Here is a 20,102-nt window from a genome sequence, read left to right on the forward strand (position 1 = left end):
CTGAATAGGGCCGCTTTTCTTTTGAGATCTAGCGCTAGAGACGTTTGCGCATGAAGAGGGTGGCCTGAGGGTTGTCATTGTAGCGGTCGCAGAGCTCGTAGCCGCGGTTCTGGTAGAGAGCGATGGCGGCTTTCAGGCCGTCGTGGGTGTCAAGGTAGATCCAGTCGAGTTTGAGGATGCGCGCGTGCTCTTCGAGGGCGTCGAGGAGGAGTGTGGCGATGTGATGGCCGCGGGCCGAGGGACGGACGTAGAGGCGTTTGCATTCGCCTGCGCGCGGCATGGAGGGGAGGTTGCGAAGGACGACGCAGCCGACGATATCGTCGTTGAGTCGGGCGAGCCACATGGCGGAGTTGGATTCTTTCAGAAGCGTATGCAGGTCGCCGGGTTTGTCACGCTTCACGACTTGGACGGCTTCGTAGTACTCCTCGAGGATTTCGATGGCTGTGGGTTCGGGTTTTGTGAGGCGCCCGATGGAGATTTGGGGTTGCTGGGGGCTGGCTAGGATCTGATGTGCGCGATTGAGTGAAGCGATGAGGTCATTGCGGAGTTGTACGTTGATGCCGCGGAGGATGGTTGCGATGTGGCGATTCGAGCTCTCGTTCAGTTGAGTTGCGGAACGCTGGCCGGCGGTGGTGAGGGTGAGGAGCTTTTCGCGGGCGTCGGACAGCGAGGCTGTATGGCGGATGAGCTTGCGGCGGGTCAGGGAGGCGAGAAGTCGGCTGATGTATCCGCGGTCGAGGGAGAGGGTTTCGCGAAGCCGGGTGGCGGTGATTTGAGGATTAGCGCCGATTTCGTAGAGGATGCGGGCTTCTGTGAGGGAGAAGTTGACGTCGAGGTGGTGTTTACGCAGGAGCCCCAGCTTGGCGGTGTAGAAGCGGTTGAACTCGCGGATGGAGGCGATTTGGTCGGGGATGGCGAAGCCTGAGCTCATGGTGCAGATTAGCACATAGTTGCCAAAAGCAACAAACTTCCGAAGGGTCTTCCTCGGTCGCCAAATGCGAGGACCCGGGGCACCCTATACCGGATCGGCGCTCAACCAGCATGACGCGCCTATGCTAAAGAGCTTCCGCCTGCGCTAAAGCTACGGCGCGACAAGCCGGCGTGACACGTACCGGTTCCTCCGGAACGTGGAACTGCGCAACAAAATGATGCGTATAGGGCTCCATGGCTTGTGCGGGTACATTAAGCTGGAGCGTGGCAGGAGTGATGGCGCCGACGGCGCCGTCGCGGCGCAAGGAAATCGCCACGAACCAACCCACCCTGAGGGGATCCGGTTATGGTCCGGCAGCGCAGACCTCGCGCAAGCTGGGCGAGACGCCAAGGACGCCGGCAGCCCGCCACGGTCAGGAAGCAAGAACGATGATGCCGGATGCACTGGAGATCGACTGGTCGCAGGTCGTACGCCGCTGCATGGATGGCGACTCCGGGGCTTGGGCCGAGCTGGTGAGAACGCATCACCGGCGGGTGTACGCGCTGTGTTATCGCTTTACAGGGAATCCTGCTGACGCGGAAGATCTTACGCAGGACGTCTTCCTCAAGATATATTCCAATCTTTCCAGTTTCGACGCGGCGCGGGGCAGCCTACAGGTGTGGATTACGACGATGACCCGCAACCTGCTGGTGGACAATTTCCGCCGGACGCGGAACCAGCGGGTAACGGATTCGCTGGACGCGGGTTGGGACGAGACGGATGAACTGAGGCCGGTGGATCGGCTTCAGGCCAACGGAGCTTCACCGCATGAAAAGGCAGCCCAGAAGGAACTGGCCAAGATGGTGCAGGGAGCGCTGGCGAAGGTTTCAGTGGAATTGCGCGAAGCAGTGATATTAAGGGACTTGCAGGACATGGATTATAAGGAAATCGCCCAGGTGCTGGGCATACCGGAAGGGACGGTTAAATCCCGCATCAGCAGGGGCCGCGCGGAACTGGCGAGGCTTCTGGAACGTAATAAGCGGGAGGTGATGTGATGGCAGACCGCGGAAACATCCCGAACTCTCCAGCGTGCGGGCAGTGGGAGACACTGCTGGCGGACGCGCTGGACGGGCTGCTGCAGCCGGAAGACGAGGCTGTCTTCTCCTCACACATGGCTTCTTGCGCGGCGTGTACCGCGATGTTTGAAGAAGCGCGGCGGGGCCGGGAGTGGCTGGAGTTTCTAAGCCCGGAACCAGAGGTCCCGGAGGGTCTCCTGGATAAGATCCTCGCGCAGACCGGGCCGGGACACACATCCGAATACAAACTGGCCACGGCAGGCGACGTGGTCTCGATGCCGATTCCGGCATGGCAGAGACCGGGAATGATGGGGCGGATCCGGCGGTTTGCCGAGCCCCGGCTGCTAATGACGGCTGCCATGGCATTTTTCTCGATTGCGCTGACGCTGAACATGACCGGCGTGCGGTTAACGGATCTCCGGATTTCGAATCTGAGGCCGAGCGCGGTTCGTTCCTTCATGGAGCGCCGGCTGACGATGGCTTCAACGCCGATCATTCGCTATTACGATCACCTGCGGCTGGTGTACGAGGTCGAGTCGAGGGTGAAGGAGATGCGGCGCAACAGCCAGCTGCAGCAGCAACAGAATCAGACTCAGCCGGCGCTGCCGGGGGAGTCAAAACAAATCCCTAATCGGAAAGACGGCGGGTCTCGCGTCGATCCACCGCAGCAAAGCGGGGCACCAGCGCTGAAGGACTCGGATTATCTGGAAACTTCTGTTACGTTTCACGACCGGCAAGACCCCCGGGGCATTGAAGTCGATGGCCTGGGAAATCAGTCCGCGCATTCCGGCGGATGCTCTTTGACACCCGGTTCAGAAATGGCAGTACGGGAAGGGAGCACAGTATGGACTGCGTAAATCATCAAGGGGTGGCAGCAACAGCGTACTGCCAGAATTGCGGGAAGCCGCTCTGTGCAGCGTGTATTCGCAATGCGGGGAACGGTCAGATTCTGTGCGAGCCATGCCTAATGGCGTGGCAGAGCGTGCAGCAGCCGTTTGTGGCTCAGGCGAGCGGGCCGAATCCTTCGGTTGCGGCGGTGCTTGGCATCATTCCCGGCGTCGGCGCGATGTACAACGCCCAGTACTTTAAGGGATTAATCCACGTCGTGATTTTCGTGGTGATCATCAGCATCACGACGCACTATGGATTATTCGGCCTGTTTATTCCGGCGTGGGTGCTGTACCAGTCGTTTGAGGCGTACCACACGGCGAAGGCGATTCGCGATGGGCAGCCGCTGCCGGACCCGCTTGGCTTGAATGAAGTCGGGAACTGGCTGAACCTGGGCGGGCCGCAGCCGGGTGCGCCGAGGTCTGGAATGCCGGGCCAGCCGCCGGTACCGCCGCCCGGAGCCGGGCCTGCGCCGGGTGCTGGAGCAGCGCCGGGAGTTGGAAGTTATCAGCAGGTGCCGTACACGCAATATCAGGCAGCGTATACGCCGCCACCACCGCCGGGGTTTATTGATCCTGCTGTGCCGCCGCCGCCTCCAGTGCCGCCGGTGTTCTGGAAGCGGAAGGAGCCGATCGGAGCTCTGATCCTAATCGGGTTTGGATTGCTGCTGCTGATGAATCAACTCGGATTCTTGGCAGAGCGCGTGATTCACATTCTGTGGCCGTTGATCTTCATCGCGATTGGTGTGTGGCTGGTGATCCGTCGCATTGGAGATACACCGCAGATTCCGCCGCAGGGACCGGGAGTTGGACCGCAGGGAGGCGCGCAATGAACCGCTACATCCTGATTCGACGTTTACGAGGGCCGGCGATTCTGGTGCTGGCAGGCGTGATTGCGCTCTTGCACGAGGCTGGACTCGTGGAGTTCTGGAGCCTGTTCTTTCCGCTGCTGCTGATCACGATCGGCGTGCTGAAGCTAGCAGAGCGCGCGGCTCTGGCTGCGGCGGGTGATGAGGTTCCGTACGCAGGCTCACAGTATCCATATGGAGCGGCAGCGCCGGGGCCCGGAGTTCCGCAGCCCCCGGCAGGTGCGGCGATCGTTCCCGCTGCGACTCAGGATTACGGAAGAGGGTCTGAAGGAGGGCAGTCATGAGCACCGTTCCTCCACCAAATGTGCCACCGGGCGGTTACGATCCGCGGACGCAGTGGCGGGTCTATCGCGAACAGCAGAAGGCGGCATGGCGCGCGCAGCGCGATGCGTGGAAGGCACAGCAGTACGCGTACAAGGCGAAGTATCAGCACGCGTACGGACCGCGGGTGCCTTCTGTGGTTGGGCCGCTCATTCTGGTTGCGATTGGTGTGGTGTGGCTGCTGATCCATTCTGGGAAGATCAGCGGTTCCGCCTTCTGGACATGGTATGGCCGCTGGTGGCCCCTGATGCTGATCGCAGCAGGTCTGGCGATGCTGGCGGAGTGGGCGCTGGATCTGAAGCGCGAGACGCCGGTGCGGCGCGGCGGGGGTTTTGTTGGAGTTTTGATTCTGCTAGCGGTTCTGGGTTTCGCGGCGTCAGGGTGGACACGGGGCTACTGGGGTGACTGGAGAAGCAACTGGGGCGACCGCGACGACTTCTTCAACGTCTTCGGAGAGCCGCAGCACGATCTAGATCAGCAGGCGCAGAGTATTCAGATTCCGGAGAACGCATCAGTTCAAATTGAGAATCCGCGCGGCGATGTGAGCATTACTTCAGGAGACTCGGCGAACATCGAAGTGCAGGCGCACCAGGTTGCGTTCGCGAACTCGGATGAAGAGGCGAAGAAAATCTTCGATGCCGAGCAGGCACGCGTGACGGTGAGTGGTAGTGCGGTGCTTGTGAAGTCGGACGGCACCAACAAGGGCCGATCGAACCTGACGGTTACGGTGCCGAAGTCGGCGCATGTGAGCGTGCACTCGGGGCATGGTGATGTGACGGCGGCGAATCTCAATGGCGGAGTCACGATCAACTCCAGTCACGGCGATGTGCACTTGAGCGTGATCAAGGGTTCCGTGCAGGTGCATTTTTCAACGGATAAGGGCGACTTTTCTGCACACCAAGTGGATGGCGACATCACGGCCGAAGGGAACTGTAACGACCTGACGCTGTCTGAAGTCACGGGCAAAGTCTCGATCAATGGTGAGCTGTTTGGCGATGTGCATATGGAAAACGTGAGCGGTCCAGTGCACGTACGTACATCGGTGACGGAGATGGATGTGGCCTCACTGCCGGGCGATCTGACGCTGAACTCGGATAATCTGCGCGTCACCCAGTCGAAGGGACAGGTTCGGGTAATTACGCATTCAAAGGATGTTGACCTGACTCAGATTTACGGAGATATGTATGTTGAGGATCGCGATGGACGGATTGCGGTTGAGCCGGCCGCGAGCTATGCGGTGGAAGCGAAGAACCGCAAGGGCGATGTGGAGTTGAGTCTGCCGCCGAATGCGCGCGCTTCAATCAGCGGCAACACGCGCAACGGCGACGTGGTGTCGGATTTCCCCCTGTCGATCAGCGGGGATGAGAGCAAGAGTGTGAGCGGCACAATCGGCGCAGGTGGGCCGAAGGTTGTGCTCGAAGCAGAGAATGGGGACATTCACATCAAGCGTGGAGATGAGGCTCCTCCCGCCCCACCGGCGGTTTCGGCAACTCCGGCTCCTCCGAATGCGCCGCATTTGAAAGCGCCCAAGGTGCCGGCGGCGCCGGTAACGCAGTAAAGCAGGGATTAGGGAACAGAGATTAGGGAGTAACGAACGCTAGTAGTGAGTAGTGAGTAAAAGGCAGAGGCGAAGAGGTGCGGAAATTCCGCGCCTCTTTTTGTTTTTGGCTGGTTCGTGAATGGTTGGACAGCGCGGCTGACTTGAATGGTTGAACGATGTCACTCGGTGCGGAGAGCTTGCATCGGGTCGAGGCGGGAGGCGCGCCAGGCGGGGAGAAGGCAGGCGAAGACTGCGACTGCCAGAAGCAGCACCGCCACGGAGGCGAAGACCGCGGGGTCGAGCGGTTCGGTCTGATAAAGCATTGAACGGATCAAGCGAACTGCAAGTGCGCTCCCTGCAAGTCCGACGAGAAGGCCGAGCAGAGCAGGGCGAATGCCATCGAAGAGGACGGTGCGGAGAAGTTGTTCGCGGCGAGCGCCGAGGGCGATACGAATGCCGAGTTCTGATGTGCGCTGCGTGACGAGATAGGTGAGAACGCCGTAGAGTCCGGCGGCGGCGAGAACAAGTGCGATCACCGCGAAGGCCAGGACGAGGAGCGAGTCGAACTGCGAATCGACCGTGGATTTGCCGACCAACTCGCGAAGGGTCTGGATGTGAGAGATGGGCAGGTCCGGGTCGAGCGCGCTGAAGACCTTCTGCACTGGCATGGCGAGAGAAGTGACTTTGGAGCCGGAACGAACTAGGAGGCTAGCGTTCTGGAAGCCGTGGCCGAGGATGGGCCAGTACATCATCGGCATCGCTGGCTCCGCGATGTTCCAGCGAACATCGCCGACGACGCCGATGACTTCGCCAGTCCTGTTATCGGTGTCAATTTTGATGTGCTTTCCGATCGGGTCTTCCTTTGGGAAGCAGAGCTCTGCGGCTTTCTGGCTGATGATGACGACGTCGGCGCGCTGCAGGCGCTCGTCCGACGTGAAGGTGCGGCCGCGCAGGATGGGAAGGTGCATGGCAGCGAAGTAGCCGGGGTCTGCACCGCGATGCTGCAGGTCCAGGCCTGTGCCTTTTGGCAACGGCGGATGCTCTACGACGGAGACGAGGTTGTCGCCGTCCCAGCCTTCACCAGGAGCGGAGGTGACGAGACCGGCGGATTGGACTCCGGGCAGTGCGCGCACGCGTGCAAGGAGATCTTCGTAAAAGTCGTTTTGCTGGATCTGGGTTTTGTAGCGCGCGTCGGGCAAGTTGAAGTGCATGGTGAGAACGTTGTCGATGGGAACGCCGAGGTCGCTTGAACGCAGGCGCTGATAGCTCTTGAGGAGCAGGCCTGCACCGATGAGGAGAACGACGGTGAGGGAGACTTCGAGCACCAGGAGAGTGCGGCGGAGACCAGCGCGCGCTCGACCGCTTGAGGCGGTTCGCGAGGAGTCCTGGAGAACGCTGATAACGTCTTTCAGATTCGAACTGAGTGCGCTGGCCAAGCCGGCGAAGAAAGCTGTGGCGATGACGGCGAGGATGACAAAGGCGATCTCAACCGCACCGATGTGGATTGCTTCGACGCGGTTCATGTCCTCGCGAGTTCTGACCAGCCATTGAATCGCGGTGTAAGCGAGCAGAAGACCAAATGCACCGCCGATGGCGGAGAGGATGGCGCTCTCGAGAATTCGTTCGCGCATCATTCGGAACCAGCCGCCGCCGAGCGCAACACGGATCGCAAGTTCCTTGCGGCGAGATGCCGTGCGTGCAACAAGGAGGCTGGCAACATTCATGGAGGCAATGAGGAGAACGCATCCAGTAGCGGCGAGGAGGGCGTACAGAGGAGTCTTGTAGTCCTGGACGGCGTCGTCAAGCATGGAGCGGCCGATAACGCTTTCGTGAACGGCAGGCCCAGGGTGGTCCGCCTTTATCTGTTTCTGGACAGCCTGAAGGCGGCTGATGAGTGCAGAAAGAGTTACTCCTGAATGAAGTCGGGCGACGACGATCATTTCGTGATCTTCGTAGGTCTTCATCGTGGATTCCGGCATCTCGTGAGAAATGGGAGTCCAGACCTGGTCTTTGTTTCCACCAAATGCTCCGGTGTAGACGAACGACGGGGGCATGACTCCGATAACGGTGTAGGGTTTTGCGTCGAGCCAGATCTTTCTGCCGATGATTGCAGAGTCGCCCGCATAGCGGCGCTGCCAGAAGGAGTTGGAGAGGATCACGGTAGCTTCAGCGCTGAGGCTGTCGTCTGATGGGATGAAGGAGCGACCGAGGGCCGGATGAACGCCCAGAACGGAGAAGAAGTTCCAGGAGCATGCACCTGCGTTGATCTTCTCGGGGAGTTTGCCTCCTTCGGCAGAGACGTTGTAGCCCTGGAAGGGCGAGATCATGGCCATGTCGGCGGTGTCGACCGTTGCGCGCTGCCAGTCGAAGAAGCTGGCGGCATCCACGGGAAGATAACTGAAGCTTTTGTTACCGCCAGTCTCATAAATGGAGACGAGCTGTGCAGGATTCGGGAAGGGTAGCGGGCTGAGGAGGACGCGGTGAACGAGGGTGAAGAGCGCGACGTTAGCACCGATGCCGAGGGCGATGATGAAGACGGCAATGACGGTGAACCCGGGAGAGTGCAGGAGAGCACGAGAGACGTAGCGGAGATCGCGACCGACGGAGTCGAGCGATGCGCTGGTCCAGGTGGAGCGTGCCTGATCACGTAGGAGAGCGGGGTTGCCGAACTGACGGAGAGCGGCTGTGCGAGCCGCAAGGGGCGACATGCCAGCGGAGATGTTCTCGTTAATCTGGCGATCCAAGTGATAACGAAGCTCGTCGTCGAGACGCGCGGAAGCCTGACTGCGGCGGAAGAGGGATGAAACTGCCATTCGGGTTTGATCGAGCAGACGCATGGGATCTCCAGGAAAGTGATGGACTTCATGCTTCGCCGACCACGAGATTGATGGCGGCGGAGAGGCGGTTCCAGTTGGCAGTCTCCTTCTCTAACTGGGAACGGCCCGCAGCGGTGAGGGCGTAGAACTTGGCCTGGCGGCCGGTTTCGCTTTCAGCCCACTTAGCCTTGATCCAACCCTGCTGTTCAAGGCGATGCAGGGCGGGGTACAGAGAGCCCTGCTGCACCTGAAGGACTTCGCGCGAAAGTTGCTGAATTCGCTTGCCTATCGCCCAGCCGTGAAGAGGCTCGAGCAGGAGCGTCTTAAGGATGAGGAGATCGAGGGTTCCCTGAACGAGGTCACTTGGCTTGCCCATACCTAGACTGTCTACAAGGAGCGATTGTAGATCGTCAAGGTATATGTGACGAGCACTTCGAGCTTGAGGCCTGAACTCAGATTGCGATGCGATGGGATGCAACTGAAGCCGTTTTCATAGAGTCTAGGTACTTGCCGGGCGTGTGATGTTTCGGTATATGCTCGCTGGCACGGGAGAGAAAGCTATGAGGCAGACACCGATCCGGGTGATTACGGTTGAACGGGAATACGGTTCTCGGGGAGGTGAGTTTGCCCATGATCTGGCAGACCGGCTTGGATGGAAACTGCTGGACTCTGAACTGGTGTGTGCGGCGGCGCGGCGCGCGGGCGTTACACCGGAACTGGCGGCGAAGTATGACGAGCGGCTGGATCCCTGGTACTACCGGTACGGAAAGGTGTTCTGGCATGATACGGCCTATCAGATGACCGGACTTTCAGAAGACCAGGTCTTTGACTCGGAAAGGATGCTGACGCTAATCAAAGCAGAGATTCTCGATGCTGCGAAGGCGGGCAATTGCGTGCTGGTGGGTCGGGGCGCAGCATGCGCGCTTGCATGCCAGCCGGGAACCTTTCATGTGTTTGTGTACGCAACGATGAAGTCGAAGAAGGACTGGTTTGCGCAAGCGTTTCCAAAAGAGGCGCAGCATGCGGAGCAGCGACTGGCGGAGCATGACAAGCGTCGAGCGGCGGTGATCAGGAAGTTCTACCAGCAGGAGTGGTGCGCGCGCGGGCTTTATCACATGCTGCTGAACTCGGCGATGGGAACCGATGCGATGATCGCGGCCGTGGCAGGTGCTGCTGAGTTGGACATTGCGCTGCCGGTGGGCGCGGGTAGCTCAATCGGCACCGTGGCAAACTGTTAAATCTCGACGCGCGATACGCGCGGCGCGATACGCGTGAGGATCTCCCACGGAACGGTGCCGGCAGCGTGGGCGTGATCGAAGGCTGAGATCGAGTCTTCTCCCTGACGGCCGATAAGAACGACTTCGTCTCCGGGTACGACATCTGGAATCTCTGTGACATCGAGAACAGTCTGGTCCATGCTGATGCGGCCGATAATCGGTGCGCGCTGGCCACGAACAAGGAGCGAAAAATGATTGCCGAGCTTGCGATCGAGACCGTCGGCGTAGCCCACCGCGATGAGGGCGAGACGCATGGGTTCTGTGGCAACGAAGGTGCCGTTGTAGCCGACCACGCTCCCGGGTTGAACGGGACGAACGCTTACGACTTGTGACTTCCAGGTAAGCACAGGCTTTAAAGCGTGACGCGCCTGACCGAGCGAGATGGGCTCAGCGGATGAGAATTCCGGATCGAATTCTGGGATTAGGCCGTAGAGAGCGAGGCCGGGGCGGACGAGAGGCTTCATCTCGAAACGGGAGGCGAGCTTAGCGATATTGCTTGCTTGTCCGGAAACGAGAGCGGCGGAGTTGCCGACGTTGAGTATGCCAGGATGAATGCCGGCGGATTTGATGCTGATGAGCGCATCGTTCACACGGGAAAGCTGATCCTCCGTGACGCGACCGTCGGCTTCGTCGGCGGCGAAGAGGTGTGTCATCACGCCTTCAAATCGAAGCGGAAAGTCGCGACGGAAGCGCGCGAGGAGATGAGGGAGCTGGTCTGGTTGCACTCCCTGCCGGTTCATGCCGGTGTCGAGTTCGAGATGAACGGAGATTGAACGGACGCTGAGAGAGCGTGCGGCCTCTTCGAGAAGATCGAATTGCCATTGATCCCAAACGACCGCGGTGAGCTTGTTGCGGACCACGTCTTCGCCTTGATGAGGGAATGCGCCGCTGATGACAAGGATGCGGGCATCGGGACAGAGGCGGCGCGCCTCGATACCCTCTTCAACGCTGGTGACGCCGAGCCAATTGATACCGGCGCGAACCGCTGCCGGACCGCAAACCGCGAGAGAGTGGCCGTAGGCATTCGCCTTGACGATGGCGAGGAGGTCGACGTGCGGGTTTGCGAGCTTTGAGAGAAGACGGCAGTTGTCTTCGAAGGCGCGAGTGGAGATCTCGACCCAGCAGGGGCGCGTTTGCATGAAGCTGCTCAAGTAATCAGTCTAGGCGAAACCTTTCAGCACAGGTATCGCATTGAGTGACTGTAGAGGTTTGCTATTCAGCTACCTGGGCAAGTTGCGCTTCGGAGGGAGCTGGAGTGAACAGGCTGACGATGATGAGCGCTGCAATGGCCACGAAGAGCGCCGGAAAGATAGCGTCGCGATCGGAGATGATGTGCGGGAAGAGGCTCTTCACTCCGGGAAGATCCCATGCGAGGGTGACGACGGTTCCGCTGGCGATGGCGGCTACTGCACCCCATGCGGTGACGCGCTTTGAATAGAAGGCGGCGAGAACGACGGGGGTGAGCGCCGCGGAGTAGATGGTGTAGGCCCAGAGCATTTTCTGCAGAATGCTTTCGGCATAGATGGCCTGGTAGAGAGCCCAGCATCCGAGAAGAACGACAGCAAGACGCGAGACGATGAGGACGCGCTTGTTCGAGGCGTTGGGTGCGAGGTATCGAACGAAGACATCGTTGACCAGATTGGTGGCGGGAGAGAAGAGATAGTTTGAAGCGGTAGAGATCACCTTTGCGAAGACGGCTCCGAGAAGGACGGCACCGAGGATCGCGGGGAGCCCGTGGCGCGCGGTGTAGGGAATGATTTCGCGCGGGTGCTGCGCGACTTCTCCGGTGGGGTAAAGAGCGCGACCGAAGACGGCGATCGCTACGATGAGTGTTTCGAGGACCACGGTGCCGATGATCCAGCCAATGACGGAGTTGCGTGCGTCTCTCTCGGATTTGGCAGAAAAGAATTTCTGGTACATGACTTGATTGCCGAGCATGAGAAGCATGGTGGGTACGAGAAACTCGAGAGCGCGGACGAGCCCCATGGCTGGGGATTGAAGGACGCCGTGTGGTGAGAGACGGTAATTGCCGAAGATCTCGAAGTACTGCGGCGGCAGAGAGGAATGCAGCGCAGACCATCCTCCGGCTTGGTGGAGGAGAGAAGGCGCAGAGATGATGCAGATGCAGGTGACGAGAGAACCGATGGCGACGTCCATGTAGGCGACGGAGGACATGCCTGCGAGCGCGGTAGTGACGATTACGAAGAGTGCGATTATGTACGTGCCGAGCTGCGAGGAGACGGTATCAGGAAAAATGAGGTGGAGGACGTCGCCTCCGCCTTTGAATTGGTAGCTGGTGATTCCCACGTATGCGAAAAGGATGGCGAGAGTGCCGAGGACGCGTGCGGTCTGGTTGTAGCGAGCTTCGAGAAGATCAGGCAACGTGAATTGGGCAAATTTGCGGGCCCGTGGAGCAATGAAGTAGATGAGCAGAAGGCCGAGCCACCCTCCGGCTGGCTGCCACAGAGCGGCGAATCCGTTTTTATAGGCGTTTTCGGCCCCGGCGAAGAGCGAGCCTGCTCCGATCCAGGAGGTGAGCAGGGTGAGTACGAGGACCGCGGCGGGTAGAGAACGCCCAGCCACAAGATAGTCGGCCTTTGTTTTGACACGCGTGGCGCGGTAGAGTGCGACCGCGAGAAGCACCGCCACGATAATGGCCAGTACGGCGACGTAGAGTTGCGACATGCGGTGAGGCTCTCCTATGCATTGACTGTTCCGCGGTGAAGGCTAGGTTCCTGACCCGCTTCCGGAGGAATTACTGGGCCGCCGCGCAACTGATTGGTGGCGCGAGGCTTTTCAAGCTGAGGGCAGGCGGATTCACGGTCTGCGAGTCAGTGTAACGGATCACAAGGCAGGTCAGAATCCCAGTGTTCTCTGAATTTGACCGGGGCAGGGGGCATTGCTAGACTGTGAATGCGGGGTGGAGCAGCCCGGTAGCTCGTTGGGCTCATAACCCAAAGGTCGGCGGTTCAAATCCGCCCCCCGCAACCAAAGTTCTGATGAATCTAAACGGCTTCCGGTATGAATTCGGAGGCCGTTTTTGCTTTCACAGACGATTTGGGCAAATCTTGGGCAAGGAATTCCTTATCCAGAAGTGCTCCGAGTTGCTCGGCAATTCTCACATCGTCCGCTGTTATCACATGGGTGTAGCCCATTGTGGTTTTGGGATCGACGTGACCGAGACGTTCTTGCCTGACAGCCATCGGCGCGTGGAGGGAGTCCAGCAGAGTAGCGTTGCCATGTCGGAAGGCATGAGCCCCACCATCCAGCCCCAACTCTTTCAGAACTGGCTTCAAGGCTCTCTTCACGAAGTTATCTGGTTCGAGCCGAACTCCGCCGCCGATTCTTTTGCCGTTTTTGGTGAGCCGACCGGGTGTGAGGAATAGGGGTTGGTCTGCTGCTCGTTCCTCCACAAACGGACGCAAATGTTCTGTCAGCGACGGTGACAAGCTAAAGACACGCCGTTTCACCCGTCCGTTTCTGGCTCCTGCTTTGGGAGCCTTGAGTCGCCCAAGTTTCGTCCGTGACCGCTGCACCACGATGATGCGATGGTTCACGTCCACGTCCCCGACATTAAGCCCGCAAATCTCGCCGCGCCGAATGCCTGTCTCAGCTACCAGCCGCCATACCGTCTTGTATGGCTGCGGTGACCGCTCGATAATTCGGCCAATTTCCTCGATCGAGAAACAGGGTTGTTCATCCCGCTCCCATTCAGGAAGTTCAAGTCCGTCGTAGGCGGTCTCGGCCGTGTACTTCCAGACCTTAGCCTTTTCCCAAATCAAGCGAAAAGTGCCTACGCGGTTCTTGATGGTTTTTGCGCTGCAAGTCCAGCCGTTCACGACTTCCTGAAGCAGTTCACATCCAATGTCTCGGATTTGAACTGCTCCAATTGCCGACGTCCAAGCCTTGATGTCAGATTTCTCGCTTCGCTGCGTGGAATCTTCGTGGTTGACCATGACAAGCATCTTCCATCTCTCGGCCAGTTGGCTGAACGTCGCTGTTGGACGCGCCCGGTAATTCGGGCTGTTGACGACGGCCACTCGACCGTCGAGTTCACGTTGAGCGAGGCGCTTCGTGGGAAAGTCTTTGACCGAGCCCAAAACATCACACCGATGGACTCGCTTGATTGTTCCATCCGGCAGGAGGACATCTTCCAGCCAGCGACCGACCCAAACTTTCTCCCGCTTGCCCCGCTTAAAGACTGTGCCTCTTTGATACCTTCGTCTCGCCAACGAAATTCCAGCTTTCCGTTGTTGGCTCAACGACTCTTGACCGTATTTTATAGAGAGTGACTGGGGCTCAGAACCGTCCTTGTGTTCCAGTTCCGGCCAGAGTGACAACTGAACCGCGTCCAATTGGAACGGGGGATTTGCTGATCCCGGCTCGAGATTTCGTTCCTTTGCCTTACGGGCACGCACGTGCGCAAATCCTCTTAATGGATTTGCTCAGTCGCGTCTCGGAGATGTTCGGAAACGAAGGCCCCTATGCCCCCTATGGCACCACCCCTCACCGGGGTCCCACTCAGACGCGAGTGCCACTCCCGCCCCGTGCACTCCGTGAGCCAGCCGTTAGACTGCGGAGTACATCTTCAAATTGTCTTGGCTCACGCCAGAGCGAATCTGTTACCTACCTAAGATCACTCCTGAACGGGTGGTTCGGACATTCGCAGACAAAGGGAGAAATAGATAGTTCTCATCTCCTCTGAAGTATTCCCGATCCCCGTTCCAGTAGATATAGGTCGTAGCAGTTGACGTGGCTCGGAAAGGCGTCCGACCGCCATTCGCTATGGTTAAGTCCGTTCCTCGATAAGTCTCAAGTTTTCGACGATAGCGTTTGTTTGCTCAGGAAAATCATCAAGGTCTAGATTCGAATCCTCGATGAACTTCAGATTTGCGACGATTGCGGTAGTCTGCTCCAAAAGTCCATCTAAGTCCGCGTCGTCTTCCTCAATAACCTTGAGGTTGGCTACGATGCGGCTCGTAAGGTCGGCTAACTCCTTCGCGTCTTCGAGGGACGCAACGCCGAACTGCTTCAGTACGCTTATGGCTTCCATTGGATATTCCTCATCTGATCCTGTCGTCATCATGTTCCTCCCTCTCTCCATAGAACTGCTGGCTGCGATCTTTGCCGCTGTGCAGAAGCAACCAAGGTGAAGGCCCCACGAAACGCTAGAACAACCTGCCCGTCGAGCCGCTCTATCTTCGCCGCAAATGCGTCCGGCTGCTGACTATCTGAAATTGAGATTCATCGTCGAATGTCGGTCTGCTTTCCTGCTCAACAGCCCGGCTCAGGGGCCCCAACTCGCATCAGGCTTCTTGAGAAGGCAGGTGTAACCTTCTTCTGGAGAAACACACACACCCATCGGACTTGGCGTGGACTCGGCTTTGGGGCGTTGCTTGAACAGACCACGCGCCTCGGTCTGCTTGATGTCCCTTACTGAGTAGTCCTCTTCGACCACTGCCCATTCGTTGATGCTCCTGTCCGGGCGGCGACCATCACGCTGACCGTAGCGGATGATGTCGCCGGGATGGGCGATGATTTCAGCCTCACCACCGCCATCGTCGCCGCAGTAGCCGCCGAACTGCAACTCGGGCTTCTGACCGACAGCCCAAGCGACAACACGCGCAATCCAAGGGCGCGAGTAGCGACGAGGGTTGTACGAGTCAAAAGAGATTGCAACACGATTGCCATTAGACATCGGCTTCCTCCGTCTCGTGCCTCGACTCGTTAGCCAATGGCTTTGCTAACCCAACGCATAACGCCATAATCTGTGGATGTTCGTATACGCGAATTGTGCAAGGTTTATGGTGCCCAATCTTGCCGTACCTCTGGATGCCCTTCAACAACTGCTCTCGGGAAATTCGAGGAGGACCGCCGAATCCCCAAATTGAGGTAAACGCCAGCATAAACGCATCCCATGTGTAGAGGTCACGCCGACTACTATTCTTGTTAGCGATGTACCTGTCCCACAGTTCCTGCTCAAAAAAGATATCCATTTGCAAGATGCGGTGGGGCTCATCGTTACCAAGGGTTCGAGGGTTAATGTAACCCGGAATGTCAGACATCTTGATCCTGCCTCCTTACTTCAATTGTGTGATCAGGAACGTGAACCAATCGGGGAGGAAGTTCGCACAAAGATGCGCCCAAACTTTTCCCCACTCTCCGACTCGGGTACACTGCCCGCATGGCCGAGAAGCAAAACCAAGCTGCATATCCCAGTTCACCCGTTGACTTTACGGGGTGGCAGCGGAAATTCAACGAACTGCTCAAAAATGGTTCTGATGCCCATCGAGGCTTACAGAAGTGGGTTCAGAATGAGAAACGGCAACGCGAAGCGAACATCGCGCAATTTAATCGGGCGATCGAGCACCATGGATTGACCCAAGAGGCTGCGAAGAAGTTACTCGACGATCGTGAAAAGCCCGATAGCGCCCGCACCGATTTGATTGAGCGTCTGTATCGGGAATCGAACCCAGTAGAAGTGAAAAGCTCCCCTCTTTCTAAGAGCGACATGCAACTTATAAGTCGAATGAAGCGACTGGCCCAAGAGATCGAGGCTTTCGCGATCCAGATCGACAAAGGGCCACAGACTTTGAGCACTCAGGATGGCTTTTTCGAGGTAACCATTGGTGCTTTACGCAATCCGTGCCTTGGGCTTTCATCGCTCCTTTCTCAGCAAGTAGACCGAATACTGAGACCATATACCCAAGCACCAGACATTATCGACCGCTGCTTGCCGCTGATATTTGTGATGGAGGATAGGGCCGGTCTGAGCCAGCGAGAGTGTCATGACCTAATCAGGATCGCGTTGCTTGCCCATGGGTGCGGCCATGCTGAAGTGGCCCCGTTCGCTGAGAGGAGGGAATCCGACTCGATAAGCAGAGGCACCATTCGCAATAGAAAGCGGTCAACGAAACAAGACTTTTTCGACTCTATCCACACCATGCTTTATGGATCAGAATCGGTGAAAGAAGCCCGGAAGAACACGAAAAAGCCGATCAAGAACGGGTCCTCTCGCGATGCATCGGGGAAATAGTTGATGCCGCAATAACGACAAATTCCTCCCCACCCTCCTTTCATTTTTCGCTCGACAATGTCTTCATGGCAAGCGCGGATTGCGCTCCGATCTCCGGTAGCCATTGTGTCACGTGTGAGTAGCCACCGCGTGACAGTGACACTCGGAACGGGACGAAAAGTTATGTCACAACGGAGGCTTGTTTGTGACATGTGACAGCGGGTGCCATGGGAAGGTCAGAAAAATGCTCAAAAGATGCAGGGTGTGCCAGACGGAAAAATCTATTGCTGCCGGGGAGGTATGCGGTGCGTGCCGCATGGCAAAATCACGTGCTCGACAGCAGGGTGAAGATGTCACACGAACAAGTCGCATGTTGGAAAGAGCCCAGCAGAAGAAAGAAAAAGAGGACAATGACTTCCGCGTGAATGGACTGAGAGTGCTGGGCCTCGTGAGCAAGATGAGATCACGAATGCTGCCCGAAGAAGTCACAATGATCCGAGCGATAATGGAGCAATACACGCGACCAATCGACAATGTCGCTTGGTTGAAACCGAACGCCATAGCAAATCTCGTCGAGAGCGGCGATCTCGTGGAAGATCAGAAGTGGGACGAGGAACCTGAGATGTCGGCATTGCCTTCAATCGAAGACTTGCGGGGAACTGCACCTTGTGATTTGCGGAACGAGGTAGTGACCGCACTTTTGGCTCAAGGATTCAAGAAATCTGCGATCAACGATGCAGCGAACAAGTTGAGTTGGAGCAATGGAGAGTCTTTCGATCAGAAGCTGAGATCGATGCTGACGAGTCTGAGACCGACAGAACGACCAACGAATCAGGGGACTTCGAACAACCCCCGATTTGTTGATTCAGGGCCAGAACAGGACTCAGAGGCAGTAGCGGCAGAGCCGACAGCGGATCCCGCAGTAACCCTGCCTCCAACAATTCCACAGCGAGTGAAGGCGGTGAGCGCATGAAGCCAACAATTTATCGTCTTGGAGACGGGGCAGAACTCCATCTCTACCCTCAATGGGTCAAGAATCCCCAGTTGAGCTTTGAGGAGGCTCTCAAGCTATCGTGGACTGATGAGATTGTCACGATGTACGCCAAGCAAAACCTCATCGAGCGACGGACTGTTAATTATGGCCTTCCGTACTCCTACAACAAGACCGCGAAGTCTTCAGTGGACTGGGAGCCCCTTGCTCTAGAATTGAAGGAAAGTCTGGATGTCGCCTTCGGAGTCGATTTCCAGCAGTGCGCTTGCAATGAATATGGCACCCGTTCCGCGTACATCGGGCCGCATCACGACAAAGATACGGTAATCGAAGGACAAAAGCGGGAGCCCCTCTACATCGCCTCAATTTCTCTGGGAGCCGAACGGAAGATGGTTCTAACACCCCCCGATGCCAACCTGAAGGGAGTGGCGATAACGGTGAATAGCCTGATGAACGTGCCCGGTGCGGTTGGAATAGACCTCCCTTCTGGAAGCTTGGTGCTGTTCGCGAACAGCTTCAATAGGTATTGGAAGCACTCGATCCCGAAGGATACAAGAAAGGTAGAAGGTAAGCGGATCAGTCTGACATATCGGCACTTCTGACGACGTGCTAGTGCAGGTGGAAGATCGATCCAAGTCAACTCGTCTAGTGACATTGTGGCATCCAGCATCATTCAGTTACCCTTCCGGCAATTGACCATGAGACAGTTGTCTGAGATCCTCCGCCATACCGCTTCTCCCGTGATGTTGATGTTTTCGTTGTCAGTCTGATAGAGCCATTTCTGAAACGATTCCAACGACGTATGATTTGTTGTCATGATGAGACGACCCTTGACCTCATCAATGGCGCAAACGATCTCGAATAATTTGTTTATCTTGAATTCCGTCAGGCGGCTCTTATCGACCTCCTCAATCGCGATTACCGGGGTACGTCCCTTGGCGGCTGATTCGCGAATGAGACGAGGCGTCAGCGACGGCGCAGGAGCATTTTCCGGATGATTTTGGTAATCGAGATACTCGCCAATCAGCCTGTCCCAGTTGATGTAGTGTAGCCAGAAGGTGGTGTCGATCTTATATGGATAGCCATACTCGTCCAAGATGAGACCGATGTTCCAGTTCAGTTCCAGATGAAACCTCATCAGAGCCGTAGCGAACGTCGTCTTGCTTGTGCCGGGAGGGCCGTAGAAGAAAAAGCTGGAGTTCTTGTTTTCACAGACGTATTTGATGGTCTTTTCCTGTCTCTCAAGGCTCATCTGTGACTTTTCTGACGGCTTGATACTCCATAGGCTGGAACGCAGGTACCGCTCTGGCAAGAGACGCTTTAAGAACTTTGTCTTCCGACGGATGACAAGCTGGCACAAACATGCGGTCTGTTCCTTCATCGTGCGGTCGCTTCCTTCCAACTGCCTTGTGTACTCAACGACCTGCTTCCCCGCACAGATTGGGCAAGGCTGATCCCCGAACATGATGGCATCGTGCTGTGACGGTGTCCACGACCGGATGCCCTTGGGATAGGCCCAGAGCGGGTTGTCGATCACCCGCCACTGAGGAGTCCCGTGCTTCTGATTCAATTCTGCCTGACGCTTTAGTGCCTCAAATTCGTTTTCAGTCATCTCTAATCCTCCATTCCACGAGTTTTGTATCCGCCGAGATCAGTTTGTAACTTTGCTTTGGCGGCTTTCTTGTCGATCTGCACCGTTTCTGGAGACCAACCGGGTGGTGTGTCTGCGTCCAGCTTCCGGACGTATGTCTCCGAGTTCATTCGGGTCATGTTCGGGTAAGCCTTGGTCCGATACCAATCGTCAGAGCTATGGTCGAGTTGGTATCGGAGGCAGTTCCGAAGCCGCGAACCGGGTACGCCAAACCGCGATTCCGACTCCGGCCAGTTGCGGATATCAGGCAGGTTGACGCTCGGACGGTTGACTATCGGTGGCGATACGGGCTGTATAGCTTGTTCGGCATTGCGGGGACATTCGGGCTTGTTCCTTCCCGGTTGATCCCTCGAAGAGAGGGAGAGTGTGGCAGCGTTGCTGCTGCTTGCTGCGGCACTACTGCTACTCTCTATCTGCCTATCCTCTACTTCTGTCTGCTCTCCTCTACTCTGTTTCGCCCCGGACACATTTTTCCCCAATTTTTCTGCGAAAGCTTGCAGCTTTGGGAATGTAACCTTTGTGGAGCCTGAATGGAGAAGGGATGGAGATTCCGAGGAAATCTCTTGGAGAGGCTCTGTAAGGAGCCTGTACTTTTCCAAGAATTTTCCAATGGTTCTCCGGTCAATTCCGAGCTTCTTCGCAAGGCGTGCTTCGCTCCATGAGATGCTTCCATCGCGCCAGTTCAAAGCGATCAAGCTGATGTAGATGCCGCGCTCTGTCATCGTCATCCCATCCACCGTCTCGGAGGA

General features: G+C 57.3%; 19 protein-coding genes, 1 tRNA gene and 1 pseudogene. 11 read left to right on the forward strand and 10 right to left on the reverse strand.

Annotated features, from left to right (window positions below; genetic code table 11):
• Positions 1 to 34 precede the first annotated feature (34 nt).
• A complete protein-coding gene (locus DHV10_RS08880; protein WP_162601351.1) occupies positions 35 to 931 on the reverse strand; it encodes a bifunctional helix-turn-helix transcriptional regulator/GNAT family N-acetyltransferase in 897 nt (298 codons plus the stop codon).
• A 275-nt stretch (positions 932 to 1,206) separates the two neighbouring features.
• On the opposite strand from DHV10_RS08880, the gene DHV10_RS08885 reads away from it, so the two are divergent.
• The 6 genes and pseudogenes from DHV10_RS08885 to DHV10_RS08905 all read left to right on the forward strand — a co-directional run bounded on the left by DHV10_RS08885 (position 1,207) and on the right by DHV10_RS08905 (position 5,621).
• The gene (locus DHV10_RS08885) at positions 1,207 to 1,965 is read left to right on the forward strand and encodes an RNA polymerase sigma factor (protein ID WP_204101374.1); all 759 of its coding nucleotides are present in this window, start codon (positions 1,207 to 1,209) and stop codon (positions 1,963 to 1,965) included.
• Positions 1,965 to 2,843, forward strand: a complete 879-nt coding sequence (locus DHV10_RS08890) for an anti-sigma factor family protein (protein WP_109486000.1) — start codon at positions 1,965 to 1,967, stop codon at positions 2,841 to 2,843. Before DHV10_RS08885 ends, DHV10_RS08890 begins: the two co-directional genes overlap by 1 nt.
• A pseudogene (locus DHV10_RS28225) lies at positions 2,831 to 2,875 on the forward strand (hypothetical protein); the annotation flags it as partial. The gene DHV10_RS08890 and the pseudogene DHV10_RS28225, both read left to right, overlap by 13 nt.
• A gap of 78 nt (positions 2,876 to 2,953) precedes the next feature.
• Positions 2,954 to 3,706, forward strand: a complete 753-nt coding sequence (locus tag DHV10_RS27970; protein ID WP_275425903.1) for a LiaI-LiaF-like domain-containing protein — start codon at positions 2,954 to 2,956, stop codon at positions 3,704 to 3,706.
• Entirely contained in the window at positions 3,703 to 4,026 is a 324-nt protein-coding gene (locus DHV10_RS08900) for a hypothetical protein (RefSeq protein ID WP_109486002.1), read from the forward strand. Before DHV10_RS27970 ends, DHV10_RS08900 begins: the two co-directional genes overlap by 4 nt.
• A complete protein-coding gene (locus DHV10_RS08905) occupies positions 4,023 to 5,621 on the forward strand; it encodes a DUF4097 family beta strand repeat-containing protein (protein ID WP_109486003.1) in 1,599 nt (532 codons plus the stop codon). Before DHV10_RS08900 ends, DHV10_RS08905 begins: the two co-directional genes overlap by 4 nt.
• A gap of 161 nt (positions 5,622 to 5,782) precedes the next feature.
• On the opposite strand, the gene DHV10_RS08910 is transcribed toward DHV10_RS08905, so the two are convergent.
• Positions 5,783 to 8,440 carry an ABC transporter permease gene (locus DHV10_RS08910; RefSeq protein WP_239461409.1) on the reverse strand — a complete coding sequence of 886 codons (2,658 nt, stop codon included), beginning with the start codon at positions 8,438 to 8,440 and terminating at the stop codon, positions 5,783 to 5,785.
• Between the two features lie 25 nt (positions 8,441 to 8,465).
• On the reverse strand, positions 8,466 to 8,795 hold the full coding sequence (locus DHV10_RS08915) for a PadR family transcriptional regulator (protein ID WP_109486004.1): 330 nt from the start codon (positions 8,793 to 8,795) through the stop codon (positions 8,466 to 8,468).
• Between the two features lie 184 nt (positions 8,796 to 8,979).
• Here DHV10_RS08915 and DHV10_RS08920 point away from each other — a divergent pair, with 184 nt between their 5' ends.
• Entirely contained in the window at positions 8,980 to 9,657 is a 678-nt protein-coding gene (locus DHV10_RS08920; RefSeq protein WP_109486005.1) for a cytidylate kinase-like family protein, read from the forward strand.
• Here the strand turns inward: DHV10_RS08920 and alr are convergent.
• Positions 9,654 to 10,835, reverse strand: coding sequence for an alanine racemase (alr, locus tag DHV10_RS08925; RefSeq protein WP_109486006.1), 1,182 nt, complete (start codon positions 10,833 to 10,835; stop codon positions 9,654 to 9,656). The two genes, DHV10_RS08920 and alr, sit on opposite strands and share 4 nt — an antisense overlap.
• A 73-nt stretch (positions 10,836 to 10,908) precedes the next feature.
• Entirely contained in the window at positions 10,909 to 12,381 is a 1,473-nt protein-coding gene (locus tag DHV10_RS08930) for a sodium:solute symporter family protein (RefSeq protein WP_109486007.1), read from the reverse strand.
• Positions 12,382 to 12,610: 229 nt separating this feature from the next.
• Here DHV10_RS08930 and DHV10_RS08935 point away from each other — a divergent pair.
• A tRNA-Met gene (locus tag DHV10_RS08935) sits at positions 12,611 to 12,687 on the forward strand.
• A 14-nt stretch (positions 12,688 to 12,701) separates the two neighbouring features.
• On the opposite strand, the gene DHV10_RS08940 is transcribed toward DHV10_RS08935, so the two are convergent.
• The 3 genes from DHV10_RS08940 to DHV10_RS08950 form a co-directional block, all read right to left on the reverse strand.
• Positions 12,702 to 14,114, reverse strand: a complete 1,413-nt coding sequence (locus DHV10_RS08940; protein ID WP_162601353.1) for a tyrosine-type recombinase/integrase — start codon at positions 14,112 to 14,114, stop codon at positions 12,702 to 12,704.
• 371 nt (positions 14,115 to 14,485) lie between these two features.
• Positions 14,486 to 14,782: a hypothetical protein gene (locus DHV10_RS08945; RefSeq protein ID WP_162601354.1), complete on the reverse strand. Its 297-nt coding sequence runs from the start codon at positions 14,780 to 14,782 to the stop codon at positions 14,486 to 14,488.
• A 201-nt stretch (positions 14,783 to 14,983) separates the two neighbouring features.
• The gene (locus DHV10_RS08950; RefSeq protein ID WP_109486010.1) at positions 14,984 to 15,394 is read right to left on the reverse strand and encodes a hypothetical protein; all 411 of its coding nucleotides are present in this window, start codon (positions 15,392 to 15,394) and stop codon (positions 14,984 to 14,986) included.
• A gap of 486 nt (positions 15,395 to 15,880) precedes the next feature.
• Between DHV10_RS08950 and DHV10_RS08960 the strand changes: the two genes are divergently transcribed.
• The 3 genes from DHV10_RS08960 to DHV10_RS08970 all read left to right on the forward strand — a co-directional run bounded on the left by DHV10_RS08960 (position 15,881) and on the right by DHV10_RS08970 (position 18,304).
• Positions 15,881 to 16,732: a hypothetical protein gene (locus DHV10_RS08960; protein WP_109486012.1), complete on the forward strand. Its 852-nt coding sequence runs from the start codon at positions 15,881 to 15,883 to the stop codon at positions 16,730 to 16,732.
• A gap of 295 nt (positions 16,733 to 17,027) precedes the next feature.
• Positions 17,028 to 17,684, forward strand: coding sequence for a hypothetical protein (locus tag DHV10_RS08965; protein WP_162601355.1), 657 nt, complete (start codon positions 17,028 to 17,030; stop codon positions 17,682 to 17,684).
• The gene (locus DHV10_RS08970) at positions 17,681 to 18,304 is read left to right on the forward strand and encodes an alpha-ketoglutarate-dependent dioxygenase AlkB (protein WP_109486014.1); all 624 of its coding nucleotides are present in this window, start codon (positions 17,681 to 17,683) and stop codon (positions 18,302 to 18,304) included. The genes DHV10_RS08965 and DHV10_RS08970 overlap by 4 nt, the downstream gene beginning before the upstream one ends.
• A gap of 71 nt (positions 18,305 to 18,375) precedes the next feature.
• Here DHV10_RS08970 and DHV10_RS08975 read toward each other — a convergent pair whose 3' ends face one another.
• Both DHV10_RS08975 and DHV10_RS08980 read right to left on the reverse strand, forming a co-directional pair.
• Entirely contained in the window at positions 18,376 to 19,314 is a 939-nt protein-coding gene (locus DHV10_RS08975) for an ATP-binding protein (protein ID WP_109486015.1), read from the reverse strand.
• Between the two features lie 2 nt (positions 19,315 to 19,316).
• Positions 19,317 to 20,075, reverse strand: coding sequence for a hypothetical protein (locus tag DHV10_RS08980; protein WP_162601356.1), 759 nt, complete (start codon positions 20,073 to 20,075; stop codon positions 19,317 to 19,319).
• Positions 20,076 to 20,102: the final 27 nt, after the last annotated feature.

The organism is Occallatibacter savannae, from assembly GCF_003131205.1.
GTDB lineage: Bacteria > Acidobacteriota > Terriglobia > Terriglobales > Acidobacteriaceae > Telmatobacter > Telmatobacter savannae.